Origin of the sequence: Acidovorax sp. K2F, from assembly GCF_025246485.1 — a bacterium.
In the GTDB taxonomy this organism is placed as follows: domain Bacteria; phylum Pseudomonadota; class Gammaproteobacteria; order Burkholderiales; family Burkholderiaceae_C; genus Acidovorax; species Acidovorax delafieldii.
Genome location: NZ_JAOBSQ010000003.1, coordinates 1 through 22490 on the forward strand (window position 1 = coordinate 1; position 22490 = coordinate 22490).

General features: G+C 59.0%; 19 protein-coding genes and 1 pseudogene. 11 read left to right on the top strand and 9 right to left on the bottom strand.

All coding sequences use genetic code 11. The features are described 5' to 3' along the window. Positions 1–277 precede the first annotated feature (277 nt). Entirely contained in the window at positions 278–589 is a 312-nt protein-coding gene (locus N4G42_RS01615) for a hypothetical protein (RefSeq protein WP_260665927.1), read from the bottom strand. A 61-nt stretch (positions 590–650) separates the two neighbouring features. Continuing rightward, positions 651–1085: a hypothetical protein gene (locus N4G42_RS01620; protein ID WP_260665928.1), complete on the bottom strand. Its 435-nt coding sequence runs from the start codon at positions 1083–1085 to the stop codon at positions 651–653. A 631-nt stretch (positions 1086–1716) separates the two neighbouring features. Here N4G42_RS01620 and N4G42_RS25615 point away from each other — a divergent pair. The 11 genes from N4G42_RS25615 (at position 1717) to N4G42_RS01670 (ending at position 14143) form a co-directional block, all read left to right on the top strand. Next, positions 1717–1935: a hypothetical protein gene (locus N4G42_RS25615; RefSeq protein ID WP_409557788.1), complete on the top strand. Its 219-nt coding sequence runs from the start codon at positions 1717–1719 to the stop codon at positions 1933–1935. A gap of 646 nt (positions 1936–2581) precedes the next feature. Next, on the top strand, positions 2582–3355 hold the full coding sequence (locus N4G42_RS01625; RefSeq protein WP_260665929.1) for a hypothetical protein: 774 nt from the start codon (positions 2582–2584) through the stop codon (positions 3353–3355). Further along, on the top strand, positions 3348–5615 hold the full coding sequence (locus tag N4G42_RS01630) for a hypothetical protein (protein WP_260665930.1): 2268 nt from the start codon (positions 3348–3350) through the stop codon (positions 5613–5615). Before N4G42_RS01625 ends, N4G42_RS01630 begins: the two co-directional genes overlap by 8 nt. Continuing rightward, positions 5612–6892, top strand: coding sequence for an ATP-binding protein (locus N4G42_RS01635; RefSeq protein ID WP_260665931.1), 1281 nt, complete (start codon positions 5612–5614; stop codon positions 6890–6892). The genes N4G42_RS01630 and N4G42_RS01635 overlap by 4 nt, the downstream gene beginning before the upstream one ends. Further along, positions 6885–7994: a TniQ family protein gene (locus N4G42_RS01640; RefSeq protein ID WP_260665932.1), complete on the top strand. Its 1110-nt coding sequence runs from the start codon at positions 6885–6887 to the stop codon at positions 7992–7994. The genes N4G42_RS01635 and N4G42_RS01640 overlap by 8 nt, the downstream gene beginning before the upstream one ends. Before the next feature lie 164 nt (positions 7995–8158). Then, the gene (locus N4G42_RS01645; RefSeq protein WP_260665933.1) at positions 8159–8929 is read left to right on the top strand and encodes a TniQ family protein; all 771 of its coding nucleotides are present in this window, start codon (positions 8159–8161) and stop codon (positions 8927–8929) included. 247 nt (positions 8930–9176) lie between these two features. Next, positions 9177–9578 (top strand): IS66-like element accessory protein TnpA, encoded by a 402-nt coding sequence (gene tnpA, locus N4G42_RS01650; protein ID WP_121508969.1) that lies wholly within the window; start codon positions 9177–9179, stop codon positions 9576–9578. Then, positions 9575–9910, top strand: coding sequence for an IS66 family insertion sequence element accessory protein TnpB (gene tnpB / locus N4G42_RS01655; RefSeq protein ID WP_121508541.1), 336 nt, complete (start codon positions 9575–9577; stop codon positions 9908–9910). Before tnpA ends, tnpB begins: the two co-directional genes overlap by 4 nt. 76 nt (positions 9911–9986) lie before the next feature. Continuing rightward, positions 9987–11480, top strand: a complete 1494-nt coding sequence (gene tnpC, locus N4G42_RS01660; protein WP_370110907.1) for an IS66 family transposase — start codon at positions 9987–9989, stop codon at positions 11478–11480. Positions 11481–11796: 316 nt separating this feature from the next. After that, a complete protein-coding gene (locus N4G42_RS01665; protein ID WP_121508539.1) occupies positions 11797–13275 on the top strand; it encodes a SulP family inorganic anion transporter in 1479 nt (492 codons plus the stop codon). Positions 13276–13285: 10 nt separating this feature from the next. Then, positions 13286–14143: a universal stress protein gene (locus tag N4G42_RS01670; protein WP_121508538.1), complete on the top strand. Its 858-nt coding sequence runs from the start codon at positions 13286–13288 to the stop codon at positions 14141–14143. Between the two features lie 100 nt (positions 14144–14243). On the opposite strand, the pseudogene N4G42_RS01675 reads toward N4G42_RS01670, so the two are convergent. The 7 genes and pseudogenes from N4G42_RS01675 to N4G42_RS01705 all read right to left on the bottom strand — a co-directional run. Further along, positions 14244–14467 (bottom strand): annotated as a pseudogene (locus tag N4G42_RS01675) (IS3 family transposase); the annotation flags it as partial. Between the two features lie 113 nt (positions 14468–14580). Beyond that, a complete protein-coding gene (locus tag N4G42_RS01680; RefSeq protein WP_260665936.1) occupies positions 14581–17103 on the bottom strand; it encodes a S8 family peptidase in 2523 nt (840 codons plus the stop codon). A 50-nt stretch (positions 17104–17153) separates the two neighbouring features. Next, entirely contained in the window at positions 17154–18155 is a 1002-nt protein-coding gene (locus N4G42_RS01685; RefSeq protein ID WP_260665937.1) for an AAA family ATPase, read from the bottom strand. Between the two features lie 1025 nt (positions 18156–19180). Next, entirely contained in the window at positions 19181–19795 is a 615-nt protein-coding gene (locus N4G42_RS01690; protein ID WP_108496943.1) for a chemotaxis protein CheC, read from the bottom strand. 1 nt (position 19796) lies between these two features. Continuing rightward, positions 19797–20159 carry a response regulator gene (locus N4G42_RS01695; protein WP_225580994.1) on the bottom strand — a complete coding sequence of 121 codons (363 nt, stop codon included), beginning with the start codon at positions 20157–20159 and terminating at the stop codon, positions 19797–19799. Between the two features lie 23 nt (positions 20160–20182). After that, on the bottom strand, positions 20183–21829 hold the full coding sequence (locus N4G42_RS01700) for a GGDEF domain-containing protein (RefSeq protein WP_260665938.1): 1647 nt from the start codon (positions 21827–21829) through the stop codon (positions 20183–20185). Continuing rightward, positions 21810–22358, bottom strand: a complete 549-nt coding sequence (locus N4G42_RS01705) for a molybdopterin-dependent oxidoreductase (protein ID WP_260665939.1) — start codon at positions 22356–22358, stop codon at positions 21810–21812. The genes N4G42_RS01700 and N4G42_RS01705 overlap by 20 nt, the downstream gene beginning before the upstream one ends. Positions 22359–22490: the final 132 nt, after the last annotated feature.

Here is a 22490-nt window from a genome sequence, read left to right on the forward strand (position 1 = left end):
CTCGCAGGTCTGAGCGGACAGTTGTTCTGTTCGAGCAACCACCGCCATATCCTCAGGATCAAGCGGATGAAACCGCAAACTTAGTCGGCCCCACTTCTCACGTCTGCAGCGCTCTTGCCTGTATTCCGCCCGCATTCGCCTGTGCTTGCAGGTGCCCCAGCAGCACGTCCAGTAGGGCCACCCACCCTGGACCACCTCTGGGATGGCAGTGGGTGTAGATCTTCGGGTATTTCGACTCTAGGTCAGCCAGACTCATTGACGTGTTTCGACGTAAGCATCACTCCGCGCTATTGATCTTTCCGCGTGCATTTTGGGGGCCGCGCAGCGGCTCGTCGATGGCGCCGAAGAATCGTTCCAGCCGCTCTTGTTCTTTCGCTCGCCGCTCCAGCGTCCAGTCAATGTGGTGGCCCATCTTCAGGAGGAGGCGGTAGTGCGTGCGTAAGTTGTCCAAGCCCTTCTGTCGCAACGGATTCACGATTGCGCCGCACACGGCGCAGCGCGCTCCCTGGGCTGTGAGATCCAGCGTACCCAACCAGTCGCAACGGGTGCAGGCGACAGGTGAAGTTTTGTGTATCTGCTGCGCGATCATTGTGGTCTCCATCGGGGCATTGGACAAGACGTCTGAGCCAAGTGCCGTATCGCTGAACAGGTCAGCAGTCCTCCGGAACAATCGCCAACCGGTTGTAGATGCCTTCGGCGTCGTAGAAGCCAACGCCAGCCTGCAGGTAGGACTCTCGCAGCGCCAGATAAGAAGCGGTGGCCTTCAGTTCGCAAGAATACTCGCGGCCAGAGAAAAGGTTCTGTAACGGGCCAAGCAGGATTGAATCTCGGGCAGATTCCTGCCGAAGGAACTGGATGAATGCCTGCTGTGGTTCTCCCAGCTCAACGGGGCGGATGTCCCGTACCTCGTCGTTGACCTCAATTCCAAAGATACTGGCTGTTGTATCGGTCTCCATGAACAAGATGTTCGTGAAGTCGCGCGTGGTGCCCCCATCCCTGGATGCTTTGATTTCGGCCGACCACAGGTGTGTCCCGTCGTATTTGAAGGTCATCAAAAACCGCGCATTGGTCGCCGTGAAAGTCATCGGCCCAGCACTCCCCAGAACATCCCTAGATCTCATCTGTTGATCGCATCGACTCATGGAATCTCCGAGTACGTGGGCCAAAAGCTGCTTTCTCTGCATGCTACGCGGCGAAAACTGCAAGCATTCAATGCGATTTTGGCATATTCCAACATCGCACTGAATGCGGCCTTTTCATGCCTGCCAATGACTATGGCAAGCGTGAAGCGTGTAGGTCGCTCATTCGTTGGGACTTTCTCGCGTTGGGGTGGTATCGAGCCCGCCAATGACGGACACGTGAGACTCCTTCGGCAGGGCTGCTCTCCAGAGAGTGAACACCCGCAGGTGCTGGTGCTGCGATAGCCGTGGGTCAGTAGGCTTCAGTTCCGCTGCGTTGCGAGAGCTGCAAAGGCAAATTTCTCAAGCTCTGGTATAGCCTGGGTGGTAACGACTCAATATGATTTAAATAAATTTCAAAAAGCGTTACGACGGTTTTTTGAGAATTTTCAAAAAATGAAGTTAGTTTCGCAATTAATTAATGTTGGCATGTCGCAGAGCCAGAATTGCTCTCCGAAAATATTATCTAGAGCCTTGCCGAAAGCCCCGGGGAGCGATTATGATTTGATCAAATTAGGATTTCGCGAAGCCCTGAAAAATGCAACATACGCCTTCCCGGCAATGGTTCACAGACTCAAAGACGACCATAGGAGAATGGGCGCTAGCCCATGGTTTTGCGAAAGATCTGGTCTATGGGGTTGTCTCCGGTCGACTCAAGGGAAACCGAGGGAGCGCATTAGCCATCAAGCAAAAGCTGCTTGAAGCTCAAAGCAAGTCTAGTGCTGCCAATTTGGGTGCAGGCGCGCAGCCTGAATGATCTCTCGCAGACACCTTTTCCAAAGTGTAATCAAATCTCAAGGGCGGTACATGAGCTGATGCTAGATTGAATTAAATTGTCCAGATACGAAAAAGCCTGAAATAAATCAGGCTTTTTCGCGCAGTTCAACTGCAGTGTTTTTCTTGGCGGAATAACAACTGCAGTATGAACCGAATACCCGCCCCCTGTCAAGCGATTCGGGCTGGGCTGGATGAACACACCCAAGAAATTCTTGGGTTTTCATTGATAGACCATTCGGAGTTCTTATGCAAGTCCCAACAAGGGGCGGCTGCGTCTCAAACGACAAGCTGCTTTTTTGCACCCCCTCAGGGCGTGCGTCGCTTCCTCAACTTCAAAACGCAGCGGGAAGGCATACCGCGATCTCCATTTTTCCCAAGGGTTCAGGCTGTGGCTCTTTCCACGTCGCAGATGGGAAGCCAGCCTCGTCGAGACATGGCACGGAGGGTCACAGAGCAAGTGGAAACGCGGCAGCTGTGTCAGGCAATGCAAGATGAGCCGAACAATGACGGAGGCCAAGGTGAAGCGCCTTCTAGCTGCAGGCTATGGCTCAGGCCGTGACGAAAACTATCAGGCTTGGATTCGTATCCGCCGCAAGCTTAGTTCCCCCGTCTCTAACTTGCATTGCATGACCTCACCGGTCTACACGCGATCGCTCAACCTGCTATCAGGACTTGAGCACGCGGCTGCGAATGTAGCGCTCTGGCTCCGGTGCAATGAAATTCGCGAGCAGCACCCGTTTTGGCCATGGGAACATCCACACCCCGGAACGGGTCGTCATCCTGACCTGGACCGGGCCTTCCCCCAAGCGCCAGGCCTCTTGGAAATAGCCAAGTCTGCGGGCATCAAACACGGTGTCTATCCAGGTACAAACGTGCCGTTCGTCGCCACCATCGACTTCACGCTGTCGACGGGCATGTGGGCGTCCTCTTCGCTCGTGCATTGGAGCTGCAAGCCTTGGGCCGTACTGACTGAGGCTGCGAATCGTGAGCGAATTCTTGAGCGGATCGAAATGGAGCGGCTCTACAGCGCTGCCGTGGGTGCGCGGCACGTGCTGGTGGATGGAAGGCTTTTCAGCGCCCATCTAATCGGTCAGTTGGATTGGTTCAGACCCCTTCGATCTGAGATGTTGAACCCGGCGATTGTGGGACCGATGCGAGAGTTCAGCGAACACTTCATGTGCGTCGCCGCAGACTCGCTGTCCATTGCAAAACACTTTGCCGCGCAGAAGGCAAAGGTTCCAGATCACTTGGTGGAAGTCATCTTTCGAACCGCGGCCTGGTTGGGCCACATTGACTTGGACTTCTCCCGCCCTATTGTCATGTCGCGGCCCCTGAAGCGTGATGAGAACAAGCTCAAGCGTTCGCTGAGCATGGCGCTTTTGGGAGTTGAGCATGCGTGAGCTTCTCAAAGGTAAGCTCATACGAGTTCATCTATCGGCGGACTTCTACGATCTCGGGCGCATTGTCTACGACTGTCGTGATTGCGACGATGTCATCTACATACCATTGCCGACCAAGAAGCGTGACTCCAAAAATGGAGGGGACCGGCGGCTTCTCGCACCCAAGAAATTGAAGAGATTACAAATCCCGCAGCTGGGCGGCGGTGCTGAAGTCACGCTGGTCGAATTTGTACCACCGGCCGAGTGGCTTTTGACTGATGAACAACTCGCGGAGACATGCATTTCGTTGGACAAGACCCGGCGAAACCTGCCTGAGTGGCGGGCGCATAGGGATGCAAAGAAGGCATTGATTGCTCCCATACTGAGTGAGTTCGGTGAGTACGAGCTTCTCGAACTGGGATTGCTTAATGCGCAGGTGCGAGCCCACGTACAAAAAACTGGTGTGATTGACGGTCGCGTGATCGTTCAGGCAATGCGTCGCTACTTATACGGTTGCGGTCACCCCAATGCGCTTCTTCCCAATTGGGCTGACGTAGGGGCGCGAGGTAGCAGAAAGTATCCTTCAGTCAAAACAGGTAGGCCTAGTGCCAAAAGTAATCGCAAGGATGCCGAGCCCGAATACGTCATCACAGAGGTAGATCGGGATAAGCTTTCCAGAGGTTGGAAGGCTTACAAGAAGAAAGGTGTGTCTGTCAAGGCAGCATACCTCCTGACTTGTCACCAATACTGGCCGGGTTCAGAACCGACAAATGGCTCGTATAAGAACCAATACTTTCTGACGCCGCCTCACCAGCGTCCGACCTTAGCGCAGTTTCGATGGGCGGCGGAATTGCTGGGCTGGTCCGCTTCAAGAGTAAATATGGGCGAGCAAGTCCATCGGTTGACGAAGCGAGCACTGATCGGGCGCGCCACGGATGGCATATACGCTTTGGCCCAGGTGGCGGTGATCGACAGTACGAGCGAAGACCAGACCCCCGTATCCAGCATCAACAGGTTACGGGTCCTTCCGTCGACATATCGGACCATCGTCGTAGAAGCTTGGTGCGGCTACATCCTGGGTGTCTACTGCGGGTATGAATATCCCAGCACGTTGACTTCACTGCTTGCGCTCCTTAACTGCGTTAGTTCGAAGGTCGATTTCTGTGCTCGATATGGCATTCACATCACCGAGAAAGAGTGGCTTTCGCGATTGCCTAAACGCATTAGGGCCGACAACGGCGAACTGAAAAGTGAAAAGGGCATTTCGACTATGAGTGCCTCTGAGGTCGCAAGCGAGTTTGTGCGTTCCTATGCTGGAGATATGAAGTCCGGCCCCGAGAGTTCGCACCATTCATTGCATCGAATTGTTGACCATCACGCTGCCGGTTCCACACAAGGCCGCCGACGAGAGCGTGGCGAGCCTCGTAGAGAACAAGACGCTTGCAGGACCTTTGACGAGAACATGCCGTTTGTTATCAAGGCAATCCTTCGCCACAACAACGAAGAACCTGTGGACCACCTCCTAACTGTGGAGATGCGCCAAGACGAGGTGAAGCCTACACGTCGTGCAATTTATGAATGGCTGCTTTCGAAGGGTTATGCGGCAAGCGAACCAACGCACCTTGACACATTGTTGACGCAATGTCTCCCCAAGTTGAAAGGCGTGGTCCGACGGGACGGCATCCACGTGTTTGATCCTCGGGACGACCGACGACTCATCCCCAATCTGGTGTATGCAAGTGAGTGGCTGAGAGCATCAGGTTTGAGCGAGCGAGCGGGTCGAAAGAGTCTTCCGTGCGAAGTGCAACTTGACCCACAAAATCTTGCTGTTTGCTATGTCTCCAAAGACAACAAGCTTCAACAACTCCATCGTAAGTCGAGCGATCCGCTTGTGAATGAACTGCCGTTGTTCGAGTATTTGCTGATGACTGACGACGACTTGGCGACCGTCACCGACATGCGTAGCTCCCTCGATTCATCGGATGCACAACTCTACGCGGGTAATCGTGAGCAGAACAAGGCCTCGCGAGCAGCCAAGAAGAAGTCTATGGTGCTCGCTTCGGCTGGCGAAGTGCCTGATGGAAGAAGCTATGAGAAACGCAAAAACCGTGAAACCGAACTGGAGTTGAATCGAATGATGAGACTGGGGATTGGTGATGGTCAAGCGTCGCAAACGACGGCTGAGCACAGTAAGTTCGTGAGGGTTCCGCCTCCCACTCCACTGGTTGTGAGTGTCACCGCTGACCTGATGGCTGCGTCGAGAAGGGCTAGAAGAAGGTGAACAGTAAAGCGCATCAGCAGTCCCTCTTCAACTCGGACGACGGGAATCCATTGCTCGGGTCACTGCTGCCTGAAAGAACGTTTTTGGAATGGGCCGAGGTTCTCTACTTCGACCCGCTCGTCATGCAGTCTAAGAATGGAGGGCGCTTAACAGAAAGTTCGATCCATTGTATTGATCAGCTCTTCATTCCAACCCGCATGTCAATTAGATTGGCTCTGAAGCTCAGTGCCATGATGATTGCGAGCCTGCGACGTCGTGATCCACGGGCGGCTGCGAATCGTAAGTATCTTTTTGAGTTGCCAATGTTTGGCGACCGCGTAAATGAACGGAATCTAGACCAAATTCCCTGGCTGGGAGGCGGCGCAGTTGGCGCAATAGTCAGAGGTCCAACCGGTTGCTCCAAAACGCATTCATGCGACGCGTTTCTTCGCCTGTTACCTCAATGTGTCGAACATAAGGCAAATACAGAGTGCGGATGGGAATACTTGCAGCAACTGGTGTACCTGCGCGTTCCAATGCCGGCGGATTCGAGCCGCAAAGGGCTTTTCATCAATATCGTCTGGAAAATCGACGAGGCGCTCGGAACATCCTACACAAAAGAACTTACCAAGCAGCTGACTCAGGAACAGCTTTTGGTGAAGGTTCTTACCTTGCTTGCCGTTCATCGCTGTGGACTCCTCATACTTGAGGAGGTTCAGAATCGAAATGTGAAATCGGAGGTTTTGGGCAGCGAGTTTTCCACAGTCTTTCTGAAGATTCTCAATGCCGGCATCCCGCTCGTGTTGGTTGGAAATCCGATGTCTTTCGAGCACATCATGAGCTTCTCGCAAGATCTACGTCGGCTTACGAATGCAGGTCGGTTCGACTTCGCACCTGCATACGATGATATTGATGAGGATTGGGCGCTGGACCTCGTGCCGGGAGTTTGGGGATGGAACCCCCTTCCTGCAGCGGACCAAAAAATATCTAACCTGGAGCAATTGTTGTATGACAGGACTGGGGGCATCCCGGATGTCTTAAGTATCTATCGGCGGGAAACGCTGATCGAAGCAGTGATGGGTGGATCCACTTGCGTAACGACGGCCCACCTCGACGCGGCATTCTGGTCACCTTCAATAGTGGGTATGCATGAGCTCATTGATGCGTACAAGAACAAGGACCTCAAAGCTCTCGCTCAGAAGTTTACTGATCAGCCAGTAGCGTATCTGGCGGAAATTTGGGAGCGTGAGCGGCTAAGACGAGCCGGAAAAGGTTCGGCTCCACCGTCCAATGTCTGACGAAACTCTCTGCACTCCTCAACGGCTTCCGATAGTCCAATCATGGGCAGAAGATGAGACGCTGTACTCGTGGTGCTGTCGATGGCATCGATTGACGATGAATCGAACACGAAGCTCGGGCAATGCATTGTTCGGTGTGCCGAGTGCGGCGAAGGTCTGGATTTCGCCGAACCCATTCGGCCATTTCAGCGCGGTCACTGGTACGACATTGGGACATCCCTTTGCGGTTGTGCGAGGCAGAACGATCGTTGGATCGTTCCTGGCACTTGCTCGGCCTGAGGATCGACGGCGTGTCGAAACCGGTGAGATACCGCCATCATTCGTGGTGAGCGCCAAATCAGGAATTCCTCTGAGCCTGCGCTACTGCCCAAAGTGCGCTAGTCGGCATCGCAGTTCTTTGGGTATCGCGCTTTGGCGAATGAGCCATCAATTACCCGGGGTTGTTGTGTGTACTGAGCATGGGCAACCACTCGTCGAACATATTGGCAAGCGGCAAAGTTGGTCTCTGCCTGGTACTGACGACAGTCGGGAAATTGATATTGCTTCTGGAGCAGAGTTTGTGGCGCTGCGCTCCGTCGCTGTGGCTGCGCGGTACATCGTCGAAAGTGGTGTTCTGGATGCCGACATCCTGCGTGCGCGCGGGCAAATCGTGGTGTGCGAGAGCTATGGCGCCCTGGACGTGAAGCGCTTGGATCCCCATGCAGTTCACTCAGATTGGCAAAGCTCTGCCTTGGCCGGGTGGTGCAGACGTGTACAACCTGAACAGGTAGCGTTTCCAGAATTCTGGATCACCGACATTCTGCGGTCTAGGCGTTCAGAAAGAAATCCAATGAAGTGGGCGTTCCTGCTCGCCTACTTTCAGGAACGTGCGTGGTCACCGATAGAGGGTTTTTTTGCGCATGCAAAAAGTATGGTGGACCACCAGCTCCACCTTTGGTCTCAGATGGAAAGCATTCCAATCTCAGTGCTTGATGCGTTCGCAAAAGCAAGAAATTCAAGGCAAGCGGGGAGGATCATCGGCGTGACTGGGAGTACCGTTCGCCATTGGGTGAGAGCTAGTCCAGAGCTCGCTGCAGTGAGCCGACACTGGCGGCTGCGATGATGCCGGCGGTGCCGGACGGATGCACACTGCGATCAGTTGTAAATGCAATGCTGTATCTACGCGGCAATTTTTGCTCATCACTGGCTACGCGCTCTAACATTTCGGAAGCTCAGGCAGTAGCGTCACAGCTGCTTGAGGGGCGTCGCACCGCCTTGTGGGCGGCAATGAAATTCACCAGCCTACCTCTCATTGTTTCAACGCTAACAGAGGACCGGGAGAAGGCGCTGCTTTCGAAGCTTAATGTACGAGAACCGGCTGCGGCGGTGCTGGATGAGGTGAAGGCGATGACGTACCGTGCGACCACAAAGTTTCGAATCTGTCGATCATGTGTTGAGGCTGACCGTTTTCAATATGGACTGGCTTTTGCCCGTGTTCTGCATCAGATCCCAGGCATCCGAACATGCTCCACTCACGATCTTCTTCTCGAAACTGCTTGCGGTGATTGCGGCAAAGAATATGATTTTGGCGATAGCCGACGGGGAATATTGCCGGGCCGCTGCCGCGGTTGTCACTCGGAAAAAGGGCTCGCTATGGGCCATGACAGATCTCCGGGGTATGCAGCTTTCTCTGATATCGTGATGCGTGGTTTGTTAGGTAGGGCTCCTGAGGTGCGGCCAGATCGGCTTCTTATCGCACTTGAACGATTCGCAAACCTATCCGCGGCACTGGGTCCTGATCTGGTGAAGATGTTTACGAGTTTTTGGGGCGTCGATTGCTTTCAGAAGGCATGTGACTGCATTGGTGCTAAGCCGGAAGAGATTTGGCGGTCCCTTGTGTCCGGAATTCAACCAGTAAGTGTCTTCGGAGCATACGGGTTGGCCAGCTTCTATGAATCCGGGGTGAAGAACGCCCCAGGTTTGCCCGCGGAAGATGTCCTCAACGCTTCCATCAGGGCCTTCGTGCTCGCGCAAAAACGGAGCCGTTTCGGCTGGTGACGGCGGGGCTTAGCCCGCGGCTAGGAGGAAGCGTGAAGATGATCAGCACATTAATATGTTGGTGCCGATGCAATCTTGACCAGCTAAACCGCAGAGGGGAGTGCGGATAAAAACTTGGACTGTTTTTATGCCGCAAGTCCAAGACTCACCCTGTATTCGATCGGGCTGAGGGTAAGCGAACGGTGATCCCATCTTGAGCAATGGCGAGAGGTAGGGCATCGTGTCCACGAAGGAGATCGTGGACACGATGCAAAGAGAGTCGACACTTGAAGTCCCGAAGCGTCGGGAGTACAGCAAGCAGATGAAGGCCTTGGTGCTGCAGCAATGTTCCCAGGAGGGTGCCTCAGTAGCGGGCGTGGCGCTCAGCCACGGTCTAAATCCCAACATGGTCCATCGCTGGATTCGTGAAGAACGGCAGCACAATTTGGGCGATGCTGGTCAGGTCACTTCGCCGCAGTTCATCCCACTTCAACTACCTGCCGCTGCTGTCATTGAGGCTGAGCCTCCCCAGGCCTGCCCGCCAGGCACAGCGCAAACTGGGGCGGCAATCCATATTGAAGTTCGTCGCGGTTCGGCTGCGGTCTCCATCCACTGGCCGATGGACAGCGCCTCGTCTTGCGCCGCGTGGTTGCGCGATTGGCTGCGATGATCCGCATCGATTCGGCCTGGCTAGCGGTTGCCCCGATAGATATGCGCGCAGGCATTGAGTCAGTGTTGGCGCGCGTGGTCATCGTCTTCGGATCCGCACATCCCCACCATGCCTACCTCTTTGCCAACAAACGTGGCAACCGGTTGAAGGTGCTCGTCCACGATGGCATCGGCATCTGGCTTTGCTCTCGAAGACTGCATCAAGGCCGCTTCGTTTGGCCGACCCCAGGAGGGGCGCATCAGTACTCCGTAAGCCAGTCCCAGTTAAGCGCCTTGGTCCTCGGCTTGCCATGGCAACGTCTTGGCGAAGATGGTGTCATCTCGATCGTGTGAGACGCTGCGCACAGGCTGCAATCCGGGCAATCGACAATGCGAGGTGACGCGGCTTTCGGCACACTACAAAGCCATGGTGGCTCAATTGCAATCCCTGGATGGTCTCAGCGCCGTGCAGCTGCGCGAGCTCACTGTCCGGCTCGCTGCCGAGGTGAAGCACAAGCAGGCACTGATAGACAAGCTCACGAACGAGAACGCACTGCTCAAGCGAATGAAGTTCGCAGCGCAATCGGAACGCTTCAGTGCAGAGCAGTTCAGTCTCCTCGACGGCTTGGATATTGAAGACCTTGCTTGCGAGAGCGAGGCCCCTCCCGCACCCACCTCGTTCATTCGTTCCAAGCTGCAACCGAAGCGGCAACACCTGCCACCGAGCTTGCCGCGCAGAGAGATCCTGCACGATCCGCAATCGACAGTGTGTCAATGCGGTTGCCAGATGAGGCGCGTTGGGCAGGACGTCGCAGAGAAGCTGGACTACACACCAGGTGTTTTCACGGTAGAGCGTCACATCCGCGGCAAGTGGGCCTGCAAGAGGTGTGAGAGGCTAGTACAAGCTCCCGTGGCCGCGCACATCATCGACAAGGGTATCCCAACGTCTGGCCTCCTCGCGCACGTACTCGTGGCCAAGTTCGCAGACCACCTGCCTCTGTACCGCCAGGAAGCAATTTTCAGTCGAGCTGGCTATGCGGTTCCGCGTTCAACCCTGGCGCAGTGGGTTGGCAGCTGTGGAGCGCAGCTGCAGCCTTTGGTCGACGCTCTTCGCGACGAAGTGTTGAGTCACGCCGTGCTCCATGCCGATGAGACGCCCGTCGCGATGCTCAAGCCTGGAATCGGCAAGACTCATCGTGCCTATCTGTGGGCGTACGCACCGGGTGCCTTCGAAGACACTCGGGCGGTGATCTACGATTTCTGCGACAGCCGTGCCGGTATTCACGCCCGCACCTTCCTTCAAGGGTGGCAAGGCAGTCTGGTGTGCGACGACTTCTCTGGCTACAAGGCCTTGATGGGCCATGGTGTGACCGAGGTCGGATGCTGGGCCCATGCGAGACGCAAGTTCTTTGATCTGCATGCTGCCAGCAAGAGCTTGATCGCAGAGAGTGCCCTTCAGCAGTTTGGCAGGATCTACGAAGTCGAGCGGGACCTGCACACCACAAACGCTGATGAGCGGTTGCTTGGGCGCCAGGCTCGGTCCAAACCGCTACTCGAAGCGCTTCATCTTTGGATGGTGCAGATGAGACACAAGGTGCCGGAGGGTTCGGCCACCGCGCGCGCCATCGACTACAGCCTCAAGCGCTGGGCGGCGCTGACGCGCTTCGTGTTCGATGGACGCCTTCCGATCGACAACAACCACATCGAGAACCAGATCCGTCCGATAGCCATCGGCCGTAACAACTGGCTGTTTGCCGGAAGCCTTCGCGCCGGCAGGCGTGCGGCCGCGATCATGACGTTGATCCAGACCGCCAAGCTCAATGGGCATGACCCCTACGCCTACCTCAAGGACATTCTCGAACGCTTGCCCTCTCACCGCGCAAACCGCGTGACGGAGCTTCTTCCCCATAGGTGGGGGTCGTAGAGTACCAAGTCTGGTAGCGATGCCGCACTCGCTTAGGTCCTGCGCTACGCTGCCGGTCTACAATACTTGGGTGCTGCAATCCATGTCCAAGTGCTCCGAAGCCACGGTGTTCGTTCCGAACCGTGAGCTGCCGCTTGGCTACTTCTGCTCCGTCACACCGCCATAGCCTGGTGCGTTTCAAGTCCCTTTTCTAGCGGGCTTTCACTTTCTTCTTTCGTGCGTCACTGCTTTCGGGCGGCTCGGCGCTGCGCATTTCTCTCGTTGTTTCCGTAGTCTGCAGCGCATCGGCCGTCGTCGGTGGCGTTGCCTTTTTCCCATGAATCTTTCTTCCATCCGGCAAACCTGGTTTGCCAATGTCCGGGGCGATCTGCTCGCGGGCATCGTCGTGGCGCTGGCGCTCATTCCCGAGGCCATCGCGTTTTCCATCATCGCGGGGGTGGACCCCAAGGTGGGGCTGTACGCCTCGTTCAGCATCTGCGTGATCATTGCGTTTGCCGGCGGCCGGCCAGGCATGATCTCGGCGGCCACGGGCGCCATGGCGCTGGTCATGGTCACACTGGTCAAGGACCATGGCCTGCAGTACCTGCTTGCGGCCACAGTGCTCACGGGCGTGCTGCAGATCCTGGCGGGCGTGCTCAAGCTGGGGGCGCTGATGCGCTTCGTCTCGCGTTCTGTGATCACGGGTTTCGTGAATGCGCTTGCCATCCTGATCTTCATGGCTCAGCTGCCCGAGCTCACAAACGTGAGCTGGGTGGTTTACGCCATGACGGCAGCGGGCCTGGCCATCATCTACGGCCTGCCCTACCTCACCAAGGCGATTCCCTCACCTCTGGTGACCATCGTCGTCCTTACCGCTGTCTCCATCGCCATGGGGCTGGATATCCGCACCGTGGGCGACATGGGCGAGTTGCCCAGCAGCCTGCCAGTCTTTCTGTTGCCCGACGTGCCGCTGAACCTGGACACGCTCAAGATCATCTTGCCCTATTCGATGACCTTGGCTGTGGTGGGCTTGCTGGAGTCGATGATGACGGCCTCCATCGTGGACGATCTCACCGACACCCCCAGCAACAAGAACCGCGAGTGCATGGGCCAGGGCGTTGCCAACATTGCCACGGGCTTTATCGGCGGCATGGCGGGCTGCGCCATGATCGGCCAATCGGTCATCAACGTGAAGTCGGGCGGGCGCGGGCGCCTGTCGGCGCTTGCTGCTGGTGTGATATTGCTGCTCATGGTTGTGTTTTTGGGCCGCTGGGTGAGCCAGATCCCGATGGCCGCCCTGGTGGCCGTGATGATCATGGTCAGCATCGGCACCTTCAGCTGGGATTCGGTGCGCAAGCTGCGCGAGCATCCGCCCAGCTCGTCCATCGTGATGATTGCCACGGTGGTGGTGACAGTCTCAACACACGACCTGGCCAAGGGAGTGTTTGTGGGAGTGCTGCTATCGGGCATCTTCTTTGCGCACAAGGTGGGCCGGGTGCTGCGTGTGGACCGCAGCAGCGGGGACGAGGGCCGAACGCGGGTGTACGGGGTGGTGGGGCAGGTGTTCTTTGCATCTTCCGAAGCCTTCCTCTCGGCATTCGACTTCAAGGAAGTGGTTCCCCTTGTCCGCATTGACGTGACGCGTGCACACTTCTGGGACATCACCGCCGTCGGCGCACTGGACAAGGTGGTGCTCAAGTTCCGGCGCGAGGGTACGGAGGTCGAAGTCATCGGCATGGACGAAGCCAGCAGCACGCTGGTGGACCGGTTCGCCGTCCACGACAAGCCCGGCGCTGTCGAACAACTCATGCACTGAGGAGACACCAATGAAGAAGGTTTACGCTTGTATCGATGGCCTGACGACAACGCCCGCGGTGATCGACTGGGCCGCCTGGTCGGCCCGGCGCCTTGGGGTTCCGCTGGAGCTGTTGCATGTGCTGGAGCGCGATCCCGATGCGGCCGCTGTAACGGATTTCAGCGGCGCTATCGGCCTCGGCGCTCAAGAGGCACTGCTAGGCCAGTTGAGCGACTTGGATGCCCGACGCGGCAAACTGGCCCAGGAGGCTGGGCGCCAGATGCTGGCGAGCGCGCAGGAGCGTGCCCGGTCCGCAGGGGTACAGCAGGTGGATGGGCGCATGCGCCACGGCGAGGTGGTGGACACGGTGCTGGAGATGGAGCCCGACGCGCGCCTGGTGGTTCTGGGCGAGCACCAGCGCGCCAGCAAAGCGGGAAGGTTGCATCTGGACCACCACGTGGAGCGCGTCGTGCGGGCAGCAAAGTGCCCGGTGTTGGTTGCGACGAAGGAAGAATTTGCAGAGCCTGCGCACTTCGCCATCGCCGATGACGGCAGTGCCACGGCCATCAGGATGGTCGAAGCGGTGGCGCGCAGCCCCATGCTGGCGGGCCTGCCGTGCACTATCGTGAGGTGCGGCACGGACGACAGCGAGGCGCGTCGGTCGCTGGAAGAAGCCCAGCAGGTTTTGCAGGCCGCAGGTTTCGAGGTGAATGTGGCGATGCTGCAAGGCGATGCACACGAGGCAATACCCGACTGGCTTGCCTCGCAAGGAACCTCGCTTCTGGTTATGGGCGCCTATGGCCACTCCCGAATTCGCCACCTTGTTGTTGGAAGCACTACGACCACCTTGCTCAGGGTGAGTCCATGCCCGGTTTTGATACTTCGGTAAATCAGTAGCAAGTAGAGGCTGCAACCCTACCTATCGAAGTCTTTGAGCGCAGGGGAAGGGCTGTGTTGGCGATTTCCCCGAGGGACGCAAGATGACTTCCCTAGACGCTTACGGCTGAGGCCCCCAGGGAGAACTTGATCCGCTTCTCGTTGTACCTGCGGATTCGATGATCGTGCCCTTCCAGCCCCGAGGACAGAACAGTTTGTTCATCAGCCTACCAAAGAAGCCCTCGCACGCTGCGTTGTCCGGAGAACAGGCCTTGCGGGACATGGAGCGGGCAAGGTTCGCCTCGCTCATTCTCGATAGCCAGACTGGCTGTTGGTGCAGCTTGCGGAATGGACAAGCAGCCACAGTATCAACTGGGAGGTGCGTAGTTGAGCTTGGTCCCGTTCACAAAGATCAGCATCTCCCCGTTCCACCGGAGATTGCGATAAACCCTAGAACACCTCCACTGGCAACCCGATCTTCACAGCAATCGGATTGTAGATATCGACGTCCACCGTCGCGTGAACCTTGAGAGTTACTAGCAGGCTGTAGCGCACGGTCTGCGTTGCCTCTCCCGCATCTGAATCTCGCCACCAGCCTCCCACAGGAAACACCGCCACGTGGGATTTCAGCGCAAGCTGGGCCGCGGTGCCCTTCCAGGTGTCGGAGTGCAGGGATCCACTGGTGCGCATCTGTGCGCCCCAGAACCAGTTGTCCTTGTCCGGGTCGGATCCAACGTCGGACTCGACGTCATCGCTGGCGTCGCGGTCGATCTTGTTGATACGGTTGTTGAAGCGCTCTGGCGTCTCGGTGGCGCCCTTGACCGCGAAGCGCAGTCCGTGGGACTGATATCGGTACTTGCTGCGCCACCCACGGCGGCTGGGATTGGGTGCGATGAAGTAGGACAGTGTCACCCGCATCTCGACGGGAGTCTCTTGCAGCCGCTGCAGCTCTTCGACCGGCCATGGCAGTGCATGCAGGCACAGCTGTCCCAGCTTCAACGTACCGTCCTCCTTACACGTGTAGGGCTGTATCGTCTCCTGCACAAGCAGCGTCGCTCTGTCCCGGGTCGAAGTCAGCGCGGCATGGAGGTCGACCTTGCCATGCCCATAACGACGCAAGACGCCCCGTTTGTGTTCGGTGCGAGCGGTTCCCGTCGGCCAATCGGCGAGCATGGCCGGCGTCAGCTCGGCTGTGTGGGCAATCAGTCCTCGGCGTGTTTCTGCCCAGTACTGTGGGTACTGCGCTTGGACCAACGCGGCCACGCGCGCAACTTCCGCTGCGGCCGCACTCGTATCGCCTGTCTCGCCCAGCGTGGACCGTGTGAACTCATGGTGTGTCGTCAAAACGCGCAGGCTCTCCGGGCCTACGCTGGGTACTGCCATGCGCGAGTCTTTGCTGCCGTTGCCGCCTTCGGCAACGACATCAGGCCGATTCGGCCAGTTGAGTGCCCAGCCAAGCGAAGTGGTTGACGACGGTGACAAGCCGCCCTTCGGCGCCAACGGCGTGTAAGAGGGCCACTTGGTGGTGTCGTAGGTCACCAGGTCTGTGCACGCCCCCACCACCAGCGCGTTCCATGACTGAGCGGGGTCCTGCGCGTGCGATAGGGCATTGACCGTCGGATAGTCGTTCCATTGCTGCCATGGCACATTGCCAACGGACATGATGAAAAGCCGCGGCTCGCCCCGAGCGTCCGGGTTCGCGCTGGCGTTCTGCGGTGTGAGCGAGTAGCCAAATGCAAGCCTATCGATAGTGCCCGAGTACTCGGTCGGCATTCCAGCTTGGCCGGCGGCCGTCGTCATGGTCACGAAGGTTCGGCTGCGCTGCGGAAACGCTGTCTCCGCAATGCTGGTTGCCTTGGACATGATCCAGCCGTAGAGACGGGGCGGGTTCTCGCCCACGGGCGGCAGTATCTTTACGGACTCAAGGCGGTGGGGGATTCTGACTTCCTGAGCACTCGTCAACGGGCCCGCCAGATCGCCATAGGCCGCAATGCCCGCCATTTCCGTGCCGTGACCATCGTGGTCGTTGGACAGCCACTGGTTTTGCACGGCATGGCAGTCAGCTGGAGCAAGCAACGGTGCAAGCAGTGGGTGCGGCCAGTTCACTCCGGTATCGAGCAGGGTGATGTGGGGTCCCTGCCCCACGGGAGGGACGGTAGTTCGAGCTGCCAGGTTCTGTACCCAAGGCACTTGCTCGTAGGGCTTGAGTGTCGCCAGGAAGAAATCCGAGGGAGGCATCACCCCTCGGACCTCCGCAACCAGGTCGAGCAGCTCAAGCGCTCGTTCCAGATTGGATCTCGTGGTCCAGGCTGCCACCACGACACGATCTGGAAAGCTCAGATAGCCCTGGTCCACTTCGATCCCAAACCGTTTTCCCACCTCCACGAAATGATTGCGGGTCTGGTGCGCGGTAGGCTTCGTCGGGCGTAGCCAGACCTGAAACCAAGTCAGCGTCTCTGGAGCCGGTGGCGGTGACAGTTCAGTCCACAGCTCCTCAAACACAGCCTTGCGGAAATCCGAAACGGCATTGACCAGTTTGACGTTCTTCGGCTTTGTCACACCCTTTTTGTCGGTCGTGTCCAAGTCAGGGTTCAGGTAGGCGGTAATCCGCTTCTCGAATTCCGAAAACTTGCCTTCGGGAATATGCAGCGTGACGATCTCGGAGTTGCCAGCCTCTTTTGCGCTGAGCACTTCGATGCCGGCGCGCCGCCATTCGAGCTGTTTCTGAAAATCGATGGACCAGCCATTCGCCACTTGAAGGGTGACGGCCATTCCGGTGCCAGGCTCCAGACCTGCTTCAGCCCGGGCAACGCGAAGCTGCCCTTCCTTGACTTTCAGCTCACCGAGTTGGCGCAAGAGCTTCTGCCCATGGGCCACCTGCCTGCTGGCTAGCGGAATGACAGAAGAAGCCCTGAGCGTCGACTGAAAATCACGCCGCTCCGTTGCTTCGCTGACAAGCAAATGATTCGCCATATTGCCCCCTCGACACTTCTTGGTTTGGAATCAATATAGCGGAAGCTTCGTCAAATACCAGGAAGTAATTCGCGCTGGGCGGCTGAGCGCTCTTTCAGGTGCTCGATCACCTGTGCTTCGGCAACGTGATTTTGCTGCTCAAGCACCGCATCCTTCATCGCGTCATTGCATGCTCGAATAATGTCCGAATGCGACAGTCCATGGGCATACCCTGAGAGCATTTCGTAGTCGAGGGACGGGGATGCGAGAACGGCCAATGCATTGCGCAGAAGCTCGGCAGTCTGATGGGCGGTGGGTGTGTCGTAGCGCACTACATCGTCGAATCGGCGAAACAGCGCTGTATCAAGCGAGCGGCCGTGGTTCGTCGCGGCAATGATCAGGCTGTCTGAAGTGTCCTGCTCGATGAGCTGCAGGAACATGTTCAAGGTCCGGCGCATCTCGGCCACATCGTGCTGGCCACCGCGCTGCAGGCCCAGGGTGTCGAACTCGTCGAACAGGTAGACACCCCGGGTGGACTTGAGCGCTTCGAACACCAGGCGCAATTTGGACGCGCTCTCTCCCATGAACTTTGTAATGAGGCTGTCGAAGCGCGCGATGAACAGCGGCAACCGCAGCTCCGTGGCCAGAACGCTGGCTGTCAGGGTCTTTCCGGTCCCTGGGGGACCGACCAGCAGCAGTTTGCGACGTGGCGTGAGCCCATGGCTCGCAAGGCGCTCATGCTGGCGTTGCTCCTTGAGCACACGTTCGATCTTCTGCTCGACCTCTGCAGACAGCACCATGTGGTTCAGGTGCACCTGGGGATAGTGAACGGTCAGGAGCTCAGCAAGCTCACCCTTCGGCTGCCCGATGGGCATGGGACGTGTAGCCGAGCTGCCTCGGGTGGCGACCTGGTTGCGTCCCGCTTCGATCAGTTCTTTGAGCTCCGCTGCAAGCTTGACATGGCCACGCTGCGCCTCAGCTGCGGCAACCTGCATTGCAACTGAATAGAAATGCCCGCTCTCGTTGCCTGCAAAGGCACGAACCAGCGCTTTGACTTGATCTGCGCGTGCCATGTGTGTTTCCCGGTATCGATCTTAGAGCAGTGGCGGTCTGAGCGCGAAACCGCTTGATGGTGCTATTATCGCACCAAACTATGCGGCGGCAATGACTTCTTTCACTAAGTTTCCAGAGTCTCAGGGCGAGCTCATCAAATGGGCTCGTGGCACAAAGAGCCAAGCTGAGTTTGCGCGTGATCTGTGCATTGACCGCACATGTCTATCGCGATATGAGACCGAGAAACTAGGCGCTCCAACGACGCTCATCAATCACTGCCTTAGAAAGCTTGGTCACAAACTTGCGGTCTCAAGCGACCGAACCAGCTCGCTGGAGCAGTCTCTCGCCCAGGCGCGATCCCTGGTCGGCTCACTGGAGAGAGCGATCGAGGACCATCAAATGGACGTGCAATAAATGCACATATCTGCCGTACGTGTGCAGTACGTGCTCAGCCATTACCTGCCGCAGGCATTGCCAGTACGAGGGACAGCACGCAGCAGCCCATTGAATTTCAAATCCGCATTACCGGAGCGTCCGAAAAGACTTGACCACGGCACAGGGTCCGATCTCCGCGAGTGGGGAAAACAAGGTAGCTGCAAGCTATCTCGGAATTGTCCTGAGTGGACTTGGCTTCGCAAGTTGCACCTCGGCAAAGGCGTCCAAGGTGTCCTATGTCTGGTGTTTTGCTGTACCTTCAGCTGAACGACTTTCGAGAAGACACTTGGATATTGATGTTGCTTTGAGCGGTCTAGTAGTTGCAGCCACTCTTTGTTAGCAAAAACTGAAGCTTTCCCGAAATGGCCACGCTTTGACTTGTGAGAAATATCGCAGTGCCTGCTGGAGGCCTCGTCGAGGCTGGGGCGTCTGACCACACTCTGTTAGCAACAAACAAGGCAGTAAACCCATCGCCCATCGGGCCAGGGCTGCTTTCTCCCAGGGGGCGATAGCGGGCTGGCGCGGCGGCGGCAGGGCCGGAAGGCAACAGCCGCGAGTTTCGCACAGGGCCTGTGCAGCGCCCGCCGTCCCTTGGCGGCCGCTTGGGGCCTCAGTCTGCGTCCACGGGCCGGCCCAGCAGCCGGTTCACGGCGGTGCGCAAGCCTTCGAGCGACGTGGTGTTGAGCACGAACACCACAAAGCCCTCGATCTGGCTGCTCAGCAGCTCAAAGCGGATGTGCAGGAACACCACCAGGTGGTTCTGGATGCGGGTGCCCAGGATGGTGCGGCTGTCGCCCATGTCGAACCGTGGCGGGCTCAGTTCGAACTCGTGGCCCAGCAGGTCGGACAAGGCGGCGATGCAGGCGTTGAGCATCACGTTGCCCACCTCGGTCAGCGCATCCTGCTCGATGGCGCTCAGGTCTTCGCTGGGTACGTTCTGCCCGGCGACGATGCGCACGATCTCCAGGCTGCGGTGGCCTGGAAAGATCAGCAGGGCATCGCCGTTGAGCACGCCGCGAAACGGCTGGCGCACGCCATACATGGGGTGGCCCTGGGTGCCCAGTTGCTGCGCCGCCTCGCTCACGGTGAACACGCTGACATGCGGCACCGACAGCAGCACCTCGTCGCGCAGCAGGCTGCCCATGGCTGCGGCGGCCTTGCCCACGCCGATGTTGAAGATCTCGCTCAGTGCATCGATCTGTTCGGCGTCTAGCTGGATGGGCATGTCAGGCTCCTGCGAGGGCGATGAGCTGTTGGGCGGCTTGGGCGGTGATGGGCTTGGCAATGAACACCATACCCGCTTCCTCGATGCGCTCCTGCACGGCGTTCTGCACATTGGCCGTGAGGATGGCAATGGGCACCCGGGGCAGCAACTGGCGCAACGCCAGTGCGGCATCCAGGCCGTTCATGCCGTGCATGTTGAAGTCCATGGAAACCAGGTCCACGGGGTTCTCGCGCGCCAGCTGCAAGGCTTCTTCGCCGCTGCTGGCATGCACGATGGTCCAGTCGGGGTGGGCCTGTTGCACCAGGCCCTGCAGGATCAGGCGGGACATGCGGCTGTCATCCACAATCAAAAGGCGCAGGCTCATGGTTGTTGTGTCGTTGGTTAAGGTCAGAGTGCGGGGTGCGCCGCCTCGTGGGTCAGCACCCGGTTGCGGCCGGCGGCCTTGGCGAGGTAGAGCGCCGCGTCGGCATCGGCCATCAGCGGCTCGATGCCTGTGTGGTGGCGCTCGCTGGAAGCCATGCCGATGGAAATGGTGAACGTGACCGGGTGCCCTGCAGGCGACGCCAGGCCCAGCTGTGCGATGGCGCCCCGGATGCGCTCGGCCACCTGGCGTGCGCTGTCGGCGCTGGCATGGGGCAGCAGCGCGGCAAATTCCTCCCCGCCCAAGCGGCCGAGCAGGTCGGCCTCGCGCAGGGCCTGGCCGATGGCCTCGGCACAGGCGCGGATGGCGGTGTCGCCCATCTGGTGGCCGTACCGGTCGTTGATGCGCTTGAAGTGGTCGATGTCGATCATCAGCACGGTGCAAGGTTGTCCATGGCGGCGGCAGTGGTCGAACAGGGCGGTGCTGCGCTCCATGAAGGCCCGGCGGTTCAGCAGGCCGCTGAGCGCATCGCGCGTGGCCAGTTCGCGCAGCTGGGCTTCCAGGGCCTTGTGGGTGCTGATGTCAAAGCCCCACAGCAGGTGGGCCAGCTGGCCCTCGACGTCGATGAGGCGGGCCGACAGCGAACTCCAGCGCGGGGCATGGGTGCCGATCTGCGCCTCCATGGCATCGACCTGCCCGTACTGGTCCAGGGTCTGCATGAAGCGCTGGCGTGTGTCGGGGTCGTGCAGCAGGTCGGGCAGAAACAGGGTCTGAGGAGCGGTTTTGAGCCCCAGGCGCTCGGTCAGCCGGTGGTTGATGAAATGCACGCGACCGCTCTCGACCTCGGCCAGCAGCACGTCGCTGGGGCTGGTGTCCAGGATGAAGCCCAGCAGCGCGCGGCTTTCTTCGAGCTTGCGCGTGCGCCGGGCCACGCGGTCTTCCAGCTCCCGGTTGGTTTGCGCCAGCTGCCGCGATGCGGCTTTGGCGGCGCGTGCATCCTGCACCAGCCGGGCAATCAGCAGCGTGGTGCCCACGAGCAGAGCGCTCAGCACCACGCTGAGCACGATGAAGCGCTGGTGCAACTGCTGGCGCGCCTGGTCTGTCTGCTGGGTGCTGAACAGGTGCACGGTGGCCACCGCCTGGCGCAGGCGCTCCAGCAGCGCGTCGGACTGGCGGGTGATGTCTTCGGCCACGCGCAGCGCCTGGGTGGGTGCGGCCGTCGCCTGCGTGCGCCGCGCCGCGGTGCTGCCGGGCTCGTTGGCGCTGCCGCTGGCCTGCGACGACCAGCGCTCCACCTGAGTGCGCAACCCGTCCAGGCCCTGTGCGGTGTCCGGCAGTGCCTCGCGCAGCTGGGTGCTCACGCGCGGTCCGCGACCGCTGGTGTCGAGGGTGCTGTACAGCACGTCCAGCCGGTCGACCAGGTCTTGCGCGCTGGCCTCCCGGGCCCGCAGCTGGCGCGCCAGCAGACTCACCCGCGCCAGTTCGTTGTGCACGCTGGCGATGTACCAGAGGTCGTTTTGCTGGTGGGGCTGCGCAAGGTCCTGGGCCTGGCGCAGCGTCCACCACAGGGCCGCAGAGGTGCCCAAAGCCATGGCCACCACCAGGGCCAGCAGCCGGTGGGTGGTGCGTGTGTTGCTGGCGGCGGGCTGCTGCTTAGCGGATGGAGACAGCATGGACCTGCCAGATGGTGCGGTTGACGTAGTCCTGGCCCTGCTGCAGAGCGGGGTGGGCATCAAACGGGTAGATCAGGATCAGTGGCCCCTTGTCGCGGATGCCCATGCGCTGGCCGTCGCGCCGGTAGGCCAGCACGGGGTTGTAGCGAAGCAGGTCGCTCCAGGGGATCGCGACGGCATAGTCGTTCAGGGCCATCAGCACGATGCGGCTGCGTTCGCCGCCCCCGAGCTGCTCCACCAGGTGGCGCAGCGGCACACCGGTCCAGCGGTGTGTACCCGCCATACCCAGCGCGGGGGGCAGGGCGGTGGTGATGTCTTGCGCTGGGAGTCGCTCCAGGGCCTGCAGGTCGCAGGCCTGCGCCTGGCCGTCGCCGGCAGGCTGCAGTTGCAGCACGCTGCGGCCCTGGGGGGCTGGGCACAGCGGGGCGGGGTGGGCCCACAGCGGCAGGCACAGGCTCAAAGGTCCGAGCAGGGCCACCAGGGTGGCGTCTGTGCGGGCCTGCAGGGCAGCCAGGAATCGGAACAACATCGTCACCACTTTCACATCCAGCCAGCGCGCAGGGGACTGGAATGGCTCCAGGTGCGGCAGCTGGCACGGCTTGACTATGCCTGTGAAAGCAGGAAAACCGACTGCCGTCCAACGGGAAATTGCCGCGAGATG

Coding starts and splice junctions, on each gene's coding strand:
- N4G42_RS01615 (WP_260665927.1), bottom strand. CDS start 589: ATGATCGCGCAGCAGATACACAAAACTTCACCTGTCGCCTGCACCCGT.
- N4G42_RS01620 (WP_260665928.1), bottom strand. CDS start 1,085: ATGACTTTCACGGCGACCAATGCGCGGTTTTTGATGACCTTCAAATAC.
- N4G42_RS25615 (WP_409557788.1), top strand. CDS start 1,717: ATGCAACATACGCCTTCCCGGCAATGGTTCACAGACTCAAAGACGACC.
- N4G42_RS01625 (WP_260665929.1), top strand. CDS start 2,582: ATGACCTCACCGGTCTACACGCGATCGCTCAACCTGCTATCAGGACTT.
- N4G42_RS01630 (WP_260665930.1), top strand. CDS start 3,348: ATGCGTGAGCTTCTCAAAGGTAAGCTCATACGAGTTCATCTATCGGCG.
- N4G42_RS01640 (WP_260665932.1), top strand. CDS start 6,885: ATGTCTGACGAAACTCTCTGCACTCCTCAACGGCTTCCGATAGTCCAA.
- N4G42_RS01645 (WP_260665933.1), top strand. CDS start 8,159: ATGAAATTCACCAGCCTACCTCTCATTGTTTCAACGCTAACAGAGGAC.
- tnpA (WP_121508969.1), top strand. CDS start 9,177: ATGCAAAGAGAGTCGACACTTGAAGTCCCGAAGCGTCGGGAGTACAGC.
- tnpB (WP_121508541.1), top strand. CDS start 9,575: ATGATCCGCATCGATTCGGCCTGGCTAGCGGTTGCCCCGATAGATATG.
- N4G42_RS01665 (WP_121508539.1), top strand. CDS start 11,797: ATGAATCTTTCTTCCATCCGGCAAACCTGGTTTGCCAATGTCCGGGGC.
- N4G42_RS01670 (WP_121508538.1), top strand. CDS start 13,286: ATGAAGAAGGTTTACGCTTGTATCGATGGCCTGACGACAACGCCCGCG.
- N4G42_RS01680 (WP_260665936.1), bottom strand. CDS start 17,103: ATGGCGAATCATTTGCTTGTCAGCGAAGCAACGGAGCGGCGTGATTTT.
- N4G42_RS01685 (WP_260665937.1), bottom strand. CDS start 18,155: ATGGCACGCGCAGATCAAGTCAAAGCGCTGGTTCGTGCCTTTGCAGGC.
- N4G42_RS01690 (WP_108496943.1), bottom strand. CDS start 19,795: ATGCCCATCCAGCTAGACGCCGAACAGATCGATGCACTGAGCGAGATC.
- N4G42_RS01695 (WP_225580994.1), bottom strand. CDS start 20,159: ATGAGCCTGCGCCTTTTGATTGTGGATGACAGCCGCATGTCCCGCCTG.
- N4G42_RS01700 (WP_260665938.1), bottom strand. CDS start 21,829: ATGCTGTCTCCATCCGCTAAGCAGCAGCCCGCCGCCAGCAACACACGC.
- N4G42_RS01705 (WP_260665939.1), bottom strand. CDS start 22,358: ATGTTGTTCCGATTCCTGGCTGCCCTGCAGGCCCGCACAGACGCCACC.